Annotated in this window: 13 protein-coding genes and 1 pseudogene; 8 read left to right on the top strand and 6 right to left on the bottom strand. The window is 60.0% G+C overall.

Going from position 1 to position 13599, the window contains the following annotated elements:
- Window positions 1-268: HEAT repeat domain-containing protein (locus VEZ38_RS00070; protein WP_324890663.1), on the top strand; the 268-nt coding region annotated here is incomplete at its 5' end.
- A gap of 87 nt (window positions 269-355) precedes the next feature.
- Here the strand turns inward: VEZ38_RS00070 and VEZ38_RS00065 are convergent.
- Window positions 356-1198: an AraC family transcriptional regulator gene (locus VEZ38_RS00065; RefSeq protein ID WP_324890661.1), complete on the bottom strand. Its 843-nt coding sequence runs from the start codon at window positions 1196-1198 to the stop codon at window positions 356-358.
- Window positions 1199-1470: 272 nt separating this feature from the next.
- On the opposite strand from VEZ38_RS00065, the gene VEZ38_RS00060 reads away from it, so the two are divergent.
- Genes VEZ38_RS00060 through VEZ38_RS00045 form a run of 4 tightly spaced genes read left to right on the top strand, consistent with a single transcriptional unit; the run spans window position 1471 to window position 5641 of the window.
- The gene (locus VEZ38_RS00060; RefSeq protein ID WP_324890659.1) at window positions 1471-3126 is read left to right on the top strand and encodes a spore germination protein; all 1656 of its coding nucleotides are present in this window, start codon (window positions 1471-1473) and stop codon (window positions 3124-3126) included.
- Window positions 3071-4168 carry an endospore germination permease gene (locus VEZ38_RS00055; RefSeq protein ID WP_324890657.1) on the top strand — a complete coding sequence of 366 codons (1098 nt, stop codon included), beginning with the start codon at window positions 3071-3073 and terminating at the stop codon, window positions 4166-4168. Before VEZ38_RS00060 ends, VEZ38_RS00055 begins: the two co-directional genes overlap by 56 nt.
- A complete protein-coding gene (locus VEZ38_RS00050) occupies window positions 4165-5412 on the top strand; it encodes a Ger(x)C family spore germination protein (RefSeq protein WP_324890655.1) in 1248 nt (415 codons plus the stop codon). The genes VEZ38_RS00055 and VEZ38_RS00050 overlap by 4 nt, the downstream gene beginning before the upstream one ends.
- 19 nt (window positions 5413-5431) lie before the next feature.
- Complete coding sequence (locus VEZ38_RS00045; protein WP_324890653.1) at window positions 5432-5641, top strand: CLC_0170 family protein; 210 nt, start codon at window positions 5432-5434, stop codon at window positions 5639-5641.
- A 70-nt stretch (window positions 5642-5711) separates the two neighbouring features.
- On the opposite strand, the gene VEZ38_RS00040 is transcribed toward VEZ38_RS00045, so the two are convergent.
- A complete protein-coding gene (locus VEZ38_RS00040; protein WP_324890651.1) occupies window positions 5712-7637 on the bottom strand; it encodes an FAD-dependent oxidoreductase in 1926 nt (641 codons plus the stop codon).
- Window positions 7638-7780: 143 nt separating this feature from the next.
- On the opposite strand from VEZ38_RS00040, the gene VEZ38_RS00035 reads away from it, so the two are divergent.
- From VEZ38_RS00035 to VEZ38_RS00025, 3 genes are read left to right on the top strand one after another with little or no spacing between them, the layout of a single operon-like run.
- Window positions 7781-9211 (top strand): spore germination protein, encoded by a 1431-nt coding sequence (locus VEZ38_RS00035; protein WP_324890649.1) that lies wholly within the window; start codon window positions 7781-7783, stop codon window positions 9209-9211.
- A 33-nt stretch (window positions 9212-9244) separates the two neighbouring features.
- Window positions 9245-10426, top strand: a complete 1182-nt coding sequence (locus VEZ38_RS00030; RefSeq protein ID WP_324890647.1) for a Ger(x)C family spore germination protein — start codon at window positions 9245-9247, stop codon at window positions 10424-10426.
- Window positions 10423-11508 (top strand): endospore germination permease, encoded by a 1086-nt coding sequence (locus tag VEZ38_RS00025; RefSeq protein ID WP_324890645.1) that lies wholly within the window; start codon window positions 10423-10425, stop codon window positions 11506-11508. The genes VEZ38_RS00030 and VEZ38_RS00025 overlap by 4 nt, the downstream gene beginning before the upstream one ends.
- 18 nt (window positions 11509-11526) lie before the next feature.
- Here the strand turns inward: VEZ38_RS00025 and VEZ38_RS00020 are convergent, their stop codons facing one another.
- The 4 genes and pseudogenes from VEZ38_RS00020 to VEZ38_RS00005 form a co-directional block, all read right to left on the bottom strand.
- The gene (locus VEZ38_RS00020; RefSeq protein WP_324890643.1) at window positions 11527-11790 is read right to left on the bottom strand and encodes a cold-shock protein; all 264 of its coding nucleotides are present in this window, start codon (window positions 11788-11790) and stop codon (window positions 11527-11529) included.
- Window positions 11791-11861: 71 nt separating this feature from the next.
- A complete protein-coding gene (locus VEZ38_RS00015; RefSeq protein ID WP_324890641.1) occupies window positions 11862-12062 on the bottom strand; it encodes a cold-shock protein in 201 nt (66 codons plus the stop codon).
- A gap of 170 nt (window positions 12063-12232) precedes the next feature.
- Complete coding sequence (locus tag VEZ38_RS00010; RefSeq protein ID WP_324890639.1) at window positions 12233-13189, bottom strand: sugar kinase; 957 nt, start codon at window positions 13187-13189, stop codon at window positions 12233-12235.
- A gap of 184 nt (window positions 13190-13373) precedes the next feature.
- Window positions 13374-13599, bottom strand: a pseudogene (locus VEZ38_RS00005) (carbohydrate ABC transporter permease); the annotation flags it as partial.

Genomic DNA, 13599 nt, shown 5'->3' with positions numbered 1-13599 from the left:
CGCGCTCGCCCGCGCCCTCGGCGACGCCCGAGACGCGCAGACGCGTTTCACCGCCGGCCTCGCGCTGTGCCGCTTCGGCGCGGCCGCCGCGGCCGCCGTGCCGGCGCTCACCGCCGCGCTCGACGACGAGAACCGCTACGTGCGCGCCCATGCGGCCGAGGCCCTTCGCTACATCGGCACGCCGGAAGCGCGGGACGCGCTGCTGCAAGAGCTGACGTACGTCCGCTGGTGCCCGACGACGACGAAGGATAACACGTTTTACCCGTAACACGCTGCGATACCGCAGCGGATTCCCCCGAATACGAACGGCAGCCGGGCGAAGGCATCATGACCTTCGGTCCCGGCTGCTTCTGCTTTACGTGAACATCTCGCGGTATTGCGACGGCGTAAATCCGGTCGTCTCCTTGAACAGCCGCGAGAAATAAGACACTTCCATCCCGAACCGGTCGGCGACCTCCGACACGTTCAGCGCCGTCGTCGCGAACAGCGACTTCGCCCGCTCGATGCGCCGCCCGTTGATGTAGCGGATCGGCGAATATCCCGTGGTGCGCTTGAACTGGCGAATGAAATAGTTCGGATGATAATGCGCGAGCGCCGCCAGCTCCTCCACCGTCAGCGGTTCGTGCAGATGCGCTTCGACATGCTGCAGCACGCGGTTCATCCGCTCCATCGAACCGGAAGACGCCATCCGCACCTTCGCGCCTTCGCCATGCTCCAGGAACGTCGCAAGAATGGTGAGCAGCTCCGCGCGCGCCCGCAGCGCGGCCCCGAGCTCCCCCTGCGTCCGCCAAAATGAGAGCCGTTCGAACGCGTCCGCCAGCTTGCCCCGCTCCGCCTCGACGATTCGTACCCGCACCGGCGCGTCCAGCACGCGGTATAGTGGTTCGTCGCCGACTGTCGCCGCGAAGTGGCACCAATGTTTGCCGAACGTGTCCTCGCCCTTCGTCGCATAGGATTGGCGCACGCCCTCCGGCATCCAATACAGCTCTCCCGGTTTCGGGTCGTATTCGACCCCTCCGATCTTGAGATACCCGGTGCCTTCCATAATAAAATATAATTTATTGAATTCCGGTACGTAATCGTGCTCCGCCCAAGTCGGCGGCACCTTCGTATAAGCGGCATGCAAGACGTCGACGCGCATATTCGCGATCGCGCCGTGCAAGAAGGTCGCCTTCGACGCCGTCACTCCTCGTCCCATCGCTTCGAGTACCCCTTATTGGTAGCCCAGATGACCAAAAACACGATCGCGCCAAGAATCGACGCGGCGGCCGCCAAGACGGCTCCCGGCACTTCCGATAACATAGACGCGGCCTCCTTCCCTGTCGTGCGAGTACCTCTATTATAAACCCGTTCGCCGCGTCGCGCGATCTTCTTAAGAAATCGGCCCTGCATGAAGCGGCTGTATCATGAGAATAGTAAATACGAATGCATCTATTCTTATACATATAAGCAAGTGAAAGGATGGACGTCATGGCCGGACGAACCTCCCCGCCCCACCGCACGTTGGAGGAATACGCGCAAGCGCGGCTGACGCCGGAATTGGAGCAAACGATTCAACTCGTCCGCGACCTGCTCGGCGACGCCGACGACTTCCTCTGCCGCCGATTTCAAGTGTTCGGACGCACGCCCGCCGCGCTGTTTTATTTCACGGATTTATCGAATCAATCGATGATGAACCAAGACATCCTTCAGCCGTTGATGCAGGGCCCCCGCCACTTGAAAGGGAAAAGCGTCGAGCCGGATCGGCTCAAGCGCGTTATCGCCGAGGAGGCGCTCATTCACGGCGAGTGCACGCTTGAGAGCAACGTGTACCAACTGTTAGACGCGATTCTGCAAGGACAAGTCGTGGTCGCGGTCGACGGCCTGGACGAGGCGTTCATTATCGGCTCGCCCGCCGTGCCGAAGCGCTCGATCGCGCAGCCGCCGACGGAGCAGACGATCCAAGGCCCTCGGGAGGGCTTCATCGAGCCGCTGATCTTCAACCTCGGGTTGATCCGCTACCGACTGCCGACGCCGGATTTGCGAATCCATATTATGCGGGTCGGCCGGATCACGAAGTCGAAGGTCGCGGTCTGCTACTTGGAGGGCATCGCCAATCCGGAGCTCGTGCGCGAAGTAAAGAAGCGGCTGCAAAGCGTCGACATCGACGGCATATTGGATTCCGGGTATTTGGAGCAGCTGATCGAGGATAACCATTGGTCGCCGTTCCCGCAAATCCAAAACACCGAAAAGCCCGACCGCGCCGTCGGCCAGATGATCGAAGGCAGGGTCATCATCCTGGTCGACGGCTCGCCCTTCGCGCTGATCGCGCCGACGGTGTTCGTTCAGTTTTATCAATCGTCGGAGGATTACTCCTCCCGCTTCCTGCAGGGCTCGTTCTCCCGGCTGGCGCGCGTCATCGCCCTGCTGTTCTCGCTGATTACGCCATCGTTGTACGTCGCGATCATCTCCTTCAACCCGGAGCTCATTCCGACGGAATTCGCGATCGCCGTCGCAGGCGGACGAGCCGGCGTTCCGTTCCCGTCCGTCGTCGAGGTGTTGGTGATGGAAATTTCCATGGAGGTGCTGCGCGAGGCGACGATCCGGCTCCCTCAGCAGGTCGGCGGCGCCTTGTCTATCGTAGGCGTCTTGGTCATCGGGCAAGCCGCCGTGTCCGCGGGCTTCGCCAGCCCGATCACGGTGGTCGTCATCGCGCTCACCACGATCGGCTCGTTCGCCACGCCGGCCTACAACGCCGCGTTCGCGCTGCGGATGCTGCGGTTTCCGCTGATTTTTCTCGCCGGCATGTTCGGCCTGTACGGCATCGTCGTCGGCTTAATTTTAATCGGCAACCACGCGCTCTCCTTGCGCTCGTTCGGCGTGCCGTATTTGACGCCGGCGGTGCCGGGCAACTGGCAGGGCTTGAAGGACCTGTTGATCCGCAGTCCGCTTTGGTGGATGAAGTCGCGCCCCGCCCTGCTTCAGACGGGCGACGCCGAACGCGTCGGCCAAGAGACGGTCGCGAATCAAGGGTCGCAAAACGAAAATGTGCTCGATCCGAACGCGATCGACGGGAAGGAGGCGGGGAACGATGGCCGAGCCGGAAAAGACGGTTACCGTCATCCAAGCGACGGCGATTCTCGTTAGCACGATTATCGGCGTCGGCGTCCTGCCCTTGCCGCTGTTCGCGGTCGAGGCGGCGGAGACGGGCGCTCCGCTCGCGACGCTGACCGCCATCGGGGTGGCATCCGTCGGATTGTTCCTGACGACGCTGCTCGGCATGCGCTTTCCCGGCATGTCGTTCGTTCGCATGAGCGAGAGCGTCGTCGGACGGTGGCCTTCCGTCCTCGGCAGCGCAGCCATCGTCGTCTTCTTCGCGCTGCTGACGGCGCTGGCCGCGCGCGAATTCGGCACCGTCGTCGTGACGTCCGTGCTAAAGAACACGCCGATCGAAGTGACGGTCATCGTTATGCTGCTGCTGGCGACGTTGTCCGCGCGCAGCGACATGCGCTCCTTCTCGTACATGCACATGTTCTACTTGCCGATCGTGCTGTTCCCGGCGCTGATTATCGTCGTGCTGAGCTTAAAGAACTCTAATATGCTCTACCTCTTGCCGGTCATGGGCAACCACCGCCCCCATTTTATCGAAGGGGTGCTGACGATCGCGGCCTTATTCCAAGGCTTCTTCGTCATGACGATCGTCATTCCGGCGATGCGCCGCCCGGAAAAGGCGATGATCGCCGGCGCGTTCGGCATGGCGATCGCGGGAGGCTTGTACCTGCTCACCGTCGTGGCGGTCGTCGCGGTGTTCGGTCCGATGGAGACGAAAAATTTGCTTTGGCCGACGCTGGAGCTCGCGAAGACGACCGCGTTGCCGGCTAACGTGCTGGAGCGGTTGGACGCGGCGTTCTTGTCCGTATGGGTCACCGCCGTCTTTACGACATTGCTCTCGAGCTACTTCCTGACGGTCTTCACGCTGCGGGAGCTGCTGCGGCTGGGCGACCATCGCCTGTTCACCTTCGCTCTGCTTCCTATCGTCTTTACGATCGCCATGCTGCCGGCCAACGTCTTTGAACTGTACCGCATCATCGAGATCGTCGGAGGCATCGGATTGCTGCTCACGATCGGATACCCCGGGCTGCTGCTGCTCGTCGCCCTGCTGCGCGGGCAGAGGGGGGAGCGCGCATGAGAAAGCTCGCGACCGGACTGGCCTTGGCGCTGCTTCTCCCGGTATTGACCGGGTGCTGGGACCGGCTCGAGATCGAAGAACGCGCGGTCGTGCTCGCGATCGCCATCGACGTCGCCGATTCCGAGGAGGTCGACCGCTTCTCGAGTGTAGAACGCACGGCGCGGAAATACGGGAACGACACGCCGCTGCCCGAAGGCAAGACCGTCCGGCTGACGGCGCAGATCGCCGTCCCGGGCCGGATTCCGCTCGGCCCGGGCGGAGGCGGGGGAACGGGCGGAGGCGGGGGCGGAGGCGAAGGAGAGAGCCCCGTGTGGGTGCTGGAATCGCTCGGCCACACAATCGACGAAGCGGTGCAAACGTTGCAGCAGGAGGTCGCCGACCGGCTCTTCTTCGGTCATCTGCGGGTGATCGTCGTGTCGGAGGAATACGCCCGCCGAGGCACCGGGAACTTGAACGACTTCTTGCGGCGCAACCCGGAAGTGCGCCGACTCGCTTGGCTGGTAGTGTCGAAAGAACATGCGCACGAATATATGAAGACCGCGCCGCAGCTCGAGCGCGTGCCTGCGCTTTACTTGTTGTCGACGATGGACCATGCGGTAGAGATGGGGAAATATCCGATGGAGCCGATCGGCAGCTTCTGGATCAAGATGTCCAGCCTGGGGCAGGAAGCGATCCTGCCTTATTTGGAAATTCAAAACAAAGATAACGTCAAGCTGTCCGGTATGGCGTACTTCAAAGGCGAGAAAATGATCGGGTCGACGGATACGCTGGAGATCGGCCTTTACATGGGGCTGGCCGGCGAGGAGCAGGGCGGCTATTCCTCCTTCGTGCACATCCCGGATTCCGACGAGACGGCGATGTTCCGGGTTTCGAACCGGAGATCGTCCACGCGCGCCGTCCTCCGGAACGGCCGGCCCGCGATCGAAATCCAAGTCGACCTGGAGGGCAATATTACCGAGGCTTCGGATCAAGCCGAAGGGAACATCGATACGCCGGCGGATCTTGCGCGCATTCGGGAGGAGCTGTCCTCCCGCTTCAGCGAACGGTACGAACGGTTTATCGCCCTCATGCAGGAAGAGCATTCGGACATCTTCGGGTACGGCGAATACGTTCGGGCGCACCTTCCGTCGTACTGGAACCGCCGGGTGAAGTCGAAGGAAGGCTGGCAGCGCGCCTTCGAGGATCTCGACGTGTCCGTGAAGGCGACGTTCGACATTCGCCGCGTCGGACAGAAGGCGCAGTAACGAAAGGGGGACGCGAGCCTTGTACCAATCGAATTCGGGTTACCTCTTGTACGTCATCTTGCTGTTCCTTGTCTCGGGCGCAGCGATTTTGCTGTCCGACGCACGGAACTACAAAGAACAGGACATGCGCAGGGAAGGGAAATACGCCTTCTTCTTGGGGTGGCTGAATGTGCTGGCGGGCCTTGGCATCTGGGCCGGGGGGTGGGCGTTTTCGCTCTTCTTCCAATAAAAGAAAGACGCCGGATCGGCGTCTTTCTTTTATTGGATCAGATGCTTCCCGGAGAAGCCTCGCCTCCCGTTTACGCCCGCTGCAACGCTTCCTTCTTCGCCTCCGCGAGCAGCTGCCTCGCCGCCGCGCGAGCGCTCGAGAACGCCCGCTCCGCGAGTTCGCCTTTTCCCTCGCAGCCGTCCCCGCAAAAATAAAACGGCACATGCTCGAGCCGTACCGGCAGCAGCCGATTCGTCACGATGTTTTTCACGCTGGCGACCATCGCCTTCTTCGACACGCGCTTGACGACGACCTTCTCCCGCCATCCCGGATAATGGGCATCGAACGTCGCTTCCATCTGCGCCGTCTTCTCGTCGAGGTACGCCTTCCGCTCCTCTTCGCTATCGAAGGCGTCCTCGAGATAAGCGATGCCCTGCAGCAGCTGGCCGCCCTCCGGCACGACCGTATGATCGGTCGCCGACACGTCGGAGATGAACAGCTTCCGATTCATATCGCTAATGTACGAGAACGGCCGGGCGACGACCTCCGAGAGGCCTACGTCGTACACCATGACTTCGGTCGGCGTCGCTCCCTCGTAATCCGCGAGGAACGGCTCCCACGGCGTCCCGCGCAGCAGCTTGACGACTTGTTGGACCGGCATCGCGAACACGATCCGATCGAACTCGTCCTCGCCGTTCTTCGATCGCAGCCGATATTTCCGATTTTCGTACCGAATCTCCTCGGCCGCCTCCTGCAGCTTGATCGCCCAACGACCGGAGCTCTCGACCTTTTGCTTCAGCTGATTCGTAATGACCGCCCAGCTGCCGAGCACATAGTTTACCGGGCGGCTGGATAAGAACAGGTTATGGTAGTATTCCTCGATGACGGCCCCGGGCACTTTGCGGGCGTCCGACGGCGCGATAAAGAAGTTCGAGCAAACCAGATGCTCCCAAAGCTCCTTCAGGTCCTCCCCGCTCTCCGCCTCCGCCAAATAATCGCCGAGCGTCCGGTAGTTTTTCATATGGTGGATGTTCGCGATAATCGCCGCGATTTCCGCGACGAAGCGCACCTTCTGCGCCGACGGCAGCAGCTCGGTCTTCATCAAATTCATCGCGTCGAGCGGCGCCGGGGTGATCAATTCGTCCTTCGCATAGACGACCTTGCGTTTATCGACCTGCTTGCTGCCGAAGGAAAGCCCGAGTTCGTTTTCCAAATTCGTCAATTCGTGCCGGTCCAACGCATAGATCGCATGCGCGCCGTAATTCAAAGTAAAACCCGACTTCTCGTACGTGAACGCGCGTCCGCCCAGCTGCGGGCTTCGTTCGAACAGGACGCCCTCGATGCCCGAATGCTCGGATAAATAGGCCGCTGCGGTCAGCCCCGCCAAGCCTCCGCCGATAATGGCTACTTTCATGCGAACCCCCTCTTTCTCCTTCGCAGGCAAGGCGACGGGCGCAGGAAGCTCCGCCGCGCGCAGCCCCGCCCACGCCGCCGATAAATTCGATTGCAAATCCGCGAGCAAGCCGGGTCGTTCCCGGTAGGCCCACACCGTGAGCGTGCCGAAATACGTCGCCACGAGCAGCTCCGCTTTCCTGCGATCCGGCAGCCACTTCATCACGGCGGCCTCGAGCGCGGCCAGCTGCTCCGCCTGCCGGCGGCGAACGTTCTCGTTGCTCATCGCAAGCGACGCCAGGCTGCGGATGAGCCGCGGTATCTCGGCAATATTAGACCCCAAGTCTAGGAACAGTCGATTAATGTGTCCCTCCAGCGAAGGAACTAACGCCGGCGGCGTTTGCAGCCATCGTTCGACGATGTCGGCTTGCACCGACGTCAGCTCCCCGAGCAGGTCTTCCTTACTTTCGAAATAGTGATAAAACGTCCCCTTTGATATATTCGCCGCCTGAATAATTTCGTCGACCGATACTTGCTCGTACCCGCGCTCCACGAACAAGCGAACCGCCGTCTCGACGACGCGCTGCCGCTTCTTTCGCGTCGCCGCCCGCATGAACGCCGCCATAGCCCCCGCCCGCCTTCCTAACGAATGATCTCTCCCCATTATATGCATTTTTAGACCGTTAGTCTAATTATTTCGAAAATGTTTCCCGTTTCGCATGAAATCGCGCTAACCTTGGAAACCTATGGCTTGAGGAGGAGATCGCCATGATCAGCGGATCGACGCTTCCGCAGCCGATCGATCAATTAGAACGAACGATCCGCTCGGCCATAGAGCCCGCGTCCGACGCGAAGCTTCGCCGAACGCAGGATGTTTCCGGCGTCGACGGATTATTGGTCTATCTCGAAGGCTCCATCGACGAGCTGCGTCTCGAGGAGCAGCTGCTTGAGCCGCTGCGCGGCGCATCGTACGAGACGGTCGCCCTGCATGCGATGAACGCATCCTTCGCGGACCGTCTCGAGGATGCGCTGCGACAAGTGTATATGGGCTTCGCCGCTTTATTCGTCGAAGGCGAGGCGCGCGCTTATCTCTTCAGCCTGCCGAACATGCTCGCCCGGGGAATTAAAGAACCCGCCACCGAGGCGGTCATCCGCGGTCCGCGGGAAGGCTTCATCGAACGCATCGATCCGAATCTCGCGTTATTGCGCAATAAAATACGTACGCCGCAGCTAAAGTTTGAATCCTACCGCGTCGGCTCCGATTCGCAAACGCGCGTCGTCCTTGCATATCACGAGGGGTTGATTCGCAAGCCCGTGCTGGAGAACGTACGCCGGCGGCTGAAAGCCATCGAGATCGACGCCGTGCTGGAGAGCGGCTATATCGAGGAGATGCTGGAGGAGCGGCCGCGGTCGCCCTTCCCGCAGATGATTTATTCCGAACGCCCGGATGTCGTCGCCGCCCAAATTATGGAAGGCCGTTTCGCCGTCTTCGTCGACGGTACGCCCTTCGTCTTGACCGCGCCTATTACGTTCTGGCAAATGCTGCATGCAGCCGAGGACTATTACGAAAAATTTTCGTTCGCCACCTTCATCCTATTGCTTCGCTACGTGTTATTGTTTTTGGCGTTGTTTTTGCCTGGTATCTACGTCGCGACGATTACGTTCCATCACGACCTGCTGCCGACGAGCCTGCTGCTCAGCATCGCGGCCGCCCGGGAGTCGATCCCGTTCCCGGCGCTGATCGAAGCGTTAATTATGGAGCTCGCCTTCGAAGCGCTTCGCGAAGCCGGCGTCCGTCTGCCGAAGACGGTCGGGCAAGCGGTCAGCATCTTAGGAGCGCTGGTCATCGGTCAAGCTGCCGTGCAGGCCGGCATCGTCTCCGCGCCGATGGTCATCGTCGTCTCCATGACCGGGATCGCCTCGTTCACGATTCCGCGTTTCAACTTCGGCATCGCGGTCCGCATGCTGCGCTTCCCGCTTATGCTGCTGGCAGGCGCCTTCGGCTTGTACGGCATGATCATCGGCACCGTCTTGCTGGCTGCGCACTTATGTAACTTGACGTCCTTCGGCGTGCCGTATATGACCGGTATCGCCCCATTACGTCTTTCCGAGCTGAAGGATATTCTTATGCGGGCGCCATGGTACCGCATGAAACGCAGGCCGACCGTCGCGGCGCCGAGCCGGAGACGCCGATTCTAATCTTAGTTTTCCGTCACGAGGAGGAAGCTCGCCATGCGTCGATCGTTCGCGCTGCTCTTAACGCTCCTTGCGCTCGTTCCGTTAACGGGCTGCTGGGACCGGCGGGAAATTAACGATATCGTCTTTATTTCCGCTACTGCGGTGGACAAGGTGGACGAACTTTATAAGGTGACTATCCAATTTCCGCTCCCGAGCCAGTTGGGGGGCGCCGGCTCGACGGGCGGCGGCGGCGGCACCCGCGGCGCTCAGGCGTGGCATACCGAGACGGCGACCGGACGCACCGGACGCGAAGCGGTTGCGAAGCAGCAGGCTTCGCTGTCACGATACGTCAATTTCTCCCACAGAAGGGTGCTGCTGATCGGCGAAGGACTCGCGAAGTTGGGCATCGCGGAGCTGATGGACATCCTGGGTCGCGTTCCGCAAAACCGGATGACGGCGTATTTGCTAATGAGCGAAGGCGATGCAGAGAAGCTGTTCGAGGTAGACTCGTCGCTGGAGCAGTCGCCTGCGGAGATGCTGAGAGAGATCGCCGGGTTATCTTATAAACGCCCTGTGACGATCGAGGCGACCGTGAACGCCTTGCTTATGGAAGGGACCGATCCGTATATCCCCCTCGTCGGCACGACCCATGGAGGCAAGACGGATCGGGCGGAACGGGAGGCTGTGTTGAAAGGGATTGCCTTATTTCGAGGCGATCGATTAGCGACGACTTTGGAAGGGGACGCGGCGAGAGGGCTTATGTTCGCGTTAAACCAGGCGAGTCAGCCGGTCGTCACGGTATCCGCCCCGGAGGGGAAAGGGTACATCACCATGCGCGTAACGAAATCCAACGTACATATCGATGCCCAGCCGGGCGGAGCCGTTCCCCGGTTTACGATTCGCGTGAAAGGCGAGATGATCGCCTCGGAAAACAATTCGACCTACCGATTTGCGGAAGACGGCGAGCCGGTAGCTAAGTTGGAGGAAACCGTGAACGAATATTTGGAGGCGACGATCCGCGAAGCGATCGACGTTACGAAGGAGCACCGCGTCGATCCGATCGGCTTCGGTCTCCACTTATATCGCTATCACCCCTCCGAATGGCGGAAAATCAAGGAACGTTGGCGGAACATCTACGGAAGAGCCGACATTCAGGTTCGCGCCGAGCTCCGCTTCCAGCATCCCGGTACGATCAAGCATCCGCTGGGCGTCCCGAAAGAGGAGGTACGTCAATGAGCCCGCGATTGTCCCGTTCCCAAGTGTTAATGATCGGCTGCGCCTTCGTTTTGGACGGTACGCTCGTCAGCAAGCCGAGCCTCGTGATCCGCGACCTGCGAAGCGACTTTTGGCTCGCTTACTTGATCGCGCTGGCGTACGGCCTCGCCGCGATCGTCGCGGTCGGGTTGCTGGCGTCTCGTTTCCCGCGCAAAGACCTCATGGACGGACTCGTCTCGTCCTACCCGATCCTCGGGCGCGCGATCGTCGCGGGGTACGTCCTGTTTTTCTTCGGCATCCTGGTTCGGGACGTCCGTTCGACCACCGACTTCGTGAAGGTCAGTTTATTAACGATTACGCCGCTTACGGCGGTCGCCGTTTGCCTAGGTCTCTGCATTATCGCCATCGCGCGACACGGCAAGACGTCCGTCGGCCGCATGAGCCAGCTATGGCAGCCGATGCTCGTGCTGCTCGTGCTCGGCATCCCGATATTTCTCGCAAGCACGCTCGTCCTCGGTAATTTGCTGCCGGCGTTTCAGCACCCGTTTCCGGACGTGTTTTATGGCGCTTCTCACATTGTGGCATACGCCGGCGAAGCCACCGGCATCGCGTTCATCGCGACGAGCCGCACGTGGACGTTCCGCTATGGCATCTATTCGGTCTTGCTCGGATGGACGTTGCTTACGATTCTAACCGTTTGTCTTGTCCTGTCGCTGGGCGTGGAAATTCCGGCACGAACGCTTTACCCGAACTACGAGATGATCCGAAAGATTCGCTTGACGGATTTCCTCGATCGCCTTGACCTGCCGATGGTCGGCATCTGGCTGCCTGCGATGATCGTAAAGACGAGCTTCAGCCTATACATCGCCTCGAACGGCGTCGCCCGCATCTTTCCCAAGCTCCGCCTGTCCGCGATCTCGGTCGTGCTCGGCGCCGCGGCCGTCGCGGTCGCGATCCTCGCGTTCGAGCATGCGCTCCAAATCTTTACGTTCGATCAGTTCTGGATGCCGCTTTCGATCGTCTTCCAGCTCGCCCTGCCCGTCGCCTTGTTGTGCTTATGCATGATGCACCAACGAAAAAAAGCCGCCCGTAAGGGCGGCTGACGTAAATCAAGACGACGTTTACGAGCCGGCGGGCCCGAAAGCCACTTCCGCGACGGCGGGCTTCTTGCTCGCCGCCGGCTTCCGGTCGTACGTAGAATCCATCAAGACGGGGAGATTTCGCATGCCGAGCGTCATCGGGGAGCGACATTGCGCGCAAGCCGGTACGTCCGCGAACGAATACTCGTTGCGCATCCACCCCTTGCACCCTTCCTTCGTACACGTCCAGACGGCCGTCGATTCAGTCGGGTAGTCCTCCATCGGTCGTTTCCGCGAATAATACATGCGAACCCCTCCTTTTTTAATCTGGCGAAAAAAAAGAAGCTGCCCTACTTCGGAAGCAGGGCAGCGGGCGATTACAATTTTACGACGTTTTCGGCTTGCTTGCCGCGGTTGCCTTGTACGACGTTGAACTCAACGCGCTGGCCTTCGTCCAAGGACTTGTAGCCGTCGCCTTGGATGGCGCTGAAATGTACGAATACGTCGTCTCCGCCTTGTACTTCGATGAAGCCGAAACCTTTCTCTGCGTTAAACCATTTCACTGTACCTGTTTGCATCTTGTAATTCCTCCAAAAAGTAAATTGTTACATGGTCCGATAAAAAAAGTCACATCTTGAAAAAGAGGTCAGCATCGCAACTCTTTCCCAATATGTGACTTCAACCGTCTCATATACGATAAACTTATCTTACCACATCGAAGCGGAAAATGCAAACGGCAATCTGCCCATTACCGTTCGACATGCTTTCGGAGCCCCAGCTCGGCCTCCACGATCGATCGCGGCGGAATGCTTTCCCAATCGCCGACGCCCTGCACGACGAGGGAGCCGACCAAGCTGCCGATCCGGACCGCCTCGACGAGGCTCTCCCCTCGGACGACGCCGGACAGGAAGCCCGCGCAAAATCCGTCCCCGGCTCCGACCGTGTCGACGACCTGCTTGACCGGAAAGAAAGGCACCCGCTCGATGCGATCCTTTCCCACGACCAAGGTTTCCTGGCCCGCGCCCTTCACGACGGACACCGCCTTCAGCATTCGCAGCTCCGCGACGATGCTTTCGAAATCATCCGTGCCGTACAACAGCTGAAGCTCGTCGTAACCCGGCAAATAATAATCCGCCTGCTCCGCCAGCCGTTGCAGGACGGGCTTCGCCTCCTCGAGCGACCACAGCTTTAGCCGAAGATTCGGATCGAAGCTGACCTTCACGCCGTGTCGCCGAGCGATGTCTACGGCCGCGAAGACCGTCTCCCGGCACGATTCGCTCAGCGCCGGCGTAATGCCGGTAATATGTAAGATTTTAGCTTGTTTTATGTAGGCTTCGTCCAGATCGGCGGGCGTCATCTTGCTTGCGGCGGAGAGCTTTCGGTAATAATAAACCGAGGATTTCCCCCACGCCATATCGCGAAGCATCAATCCCGTCGGCTCGCCGTCGACGAGCGCCGCGCGCGAGACGTCCACGCCTTCCCCGCGAATTCCTTTGAGAATCGTTCTTCCGAGCGGATCGTCGCCGAGCCGGCCGAACCAACCCGCGCCGACGCCGAGCCGCGCCAATCCGATCGCCAGATTGCTCTCCGCGCCGCCGAAGGAGCTTTCGAACGTCTTCGCGTGTTCGATGCCCTTCCCTTGATTCGGCAGCAGAAGCGCCATCGTCTCGCCGAACGTAATAATGTCAGGTGATGGTGATGCCATATGGATCGTATGCCCCCTCTAGGAAAATGAACCCTTCCTCTTACCATATCACATCAGGAAGGGGCTGGGGACAGGCAAAGCCGGCTCTCGGTTCATTTTCTTCCCGTCGATGTCCTGCGAACGTCTCCGAGCACGAAGCCGCTTGCCGGCAGCGACGGCATCCTCGCCAAGCTCCCCGTATCCGTCATCCTTTCAAAGCGCCGGCGGCGACGGATTGGAACAAGCGCTTCTGCACGACCCCGAAAACGATAAGCAGCGGTACGGAAATAAGCGTACAAACGGCGAACACGGCTCCCCAATCCGTAGAATATTTTTGTTTAAAATTATAGATGTACGTGATGGCCGTCATCTTGTTCGTATCCTGCAAATAAATTAAGGGATTGATAAAATCGTTCCAGATGCCGAACATA

Source organism: Paenibacillus sp. (assembly GCF_035645235.1).
GTDB lineage: Bacteria > Bacillota > Bacilli > Paenibacillales > YIM-B00363 > Paenibacillus_AE.
This window is presented reverse-complemented; position numbering and strand designations above follow the sequence as displayed.

What these genes read in the sequence shown, in the direction of transcription:
- VEZ38_RS00065 (WP_324890661.1), bottom strand. Translation starts at nt 1,198, where the DNA reads ATGGGACGAGGAGTGACGGCGTCGAAGGCGACCTTCTTGCACGGCGCG.
- VEZ38_RS00060 (WP_324890659.1), top strand. Translation starts at nt 1,471, where the DNA reads ATGGCCGGACGAACCTCCCCGCCCCACCGCACGTTGGAGGAATACGCG.
- VEZ38_RS00055 (WP_324890657.1), top strand. Translation starts at nt 3,071, where the DNA reads ATGGCCGAGCCGGAAAAGACGGTTACCGTCATCCAAGCGACGGCGATT.
- VEZ38_RS00050 (WP_324890655.1), top strand. Translation starts at nt 4,165, where the DNA reads ATGAGAAAGCTCGCGACCGGACTGGCCTTGGCGCTGCTTCTCCCGGTA.
- VEZ38_RS00040 (WP_324890651.1), bottom strand. Translation starts at nt 7,637, where the DNA reads ATGGCGGCGTTCATGCGGGCGGCGACGCGAAAGAAGCGGCAGCGCGTC.
- VEZ38_RS00035 (WP_324890649.1), top strand. Translation starts at nt 7,781, where the DNA reads ATGATCAGCGGATCGACGCTTCCGCAGCCGATCGATCAATTAGAACGA.
- VEZ38_RS00030 (WP_324890647.1), top strand. Translation starts at nt 9,245, where the DNA reads ATGCGTCGATCGTTCGCGCTGCTCTTAACGCTCCTTGCGCTCGTTCCG.
- VEZ38_RS00025 (WP_324890645.1), top strand. Translation starts at nt 10,423, where the DNA reads ATGAGCCCGCGATTGTCCCGTTCCCAAGTGTTAATGATCGGCTGCGCC.
- VEZ38_RS00020 (WP_324890643.1), bottom strand. Translation starts at nt 11,790, where the DNA reads ATGTATTATTCGCGGAAACGACCGATGGAGGACTACCCGACTGAATCG.
- VEZ38_RS00015 (WP_324890641.1), bottom strand. Translation starts at nt 12,062, where the DNA reads ATGCAAACAGGTACAGTGAAATGGTTTAACGCAGAGAAAGGTTTCGGC.
- VEZ38_RS00010 (WP_324890639.1), bottom strand. Translation starts at nt 13,189, where the DNA reads ATGGCATCACCATCACCTGACATTATTACGTTCGGCGAGACGATGGCG.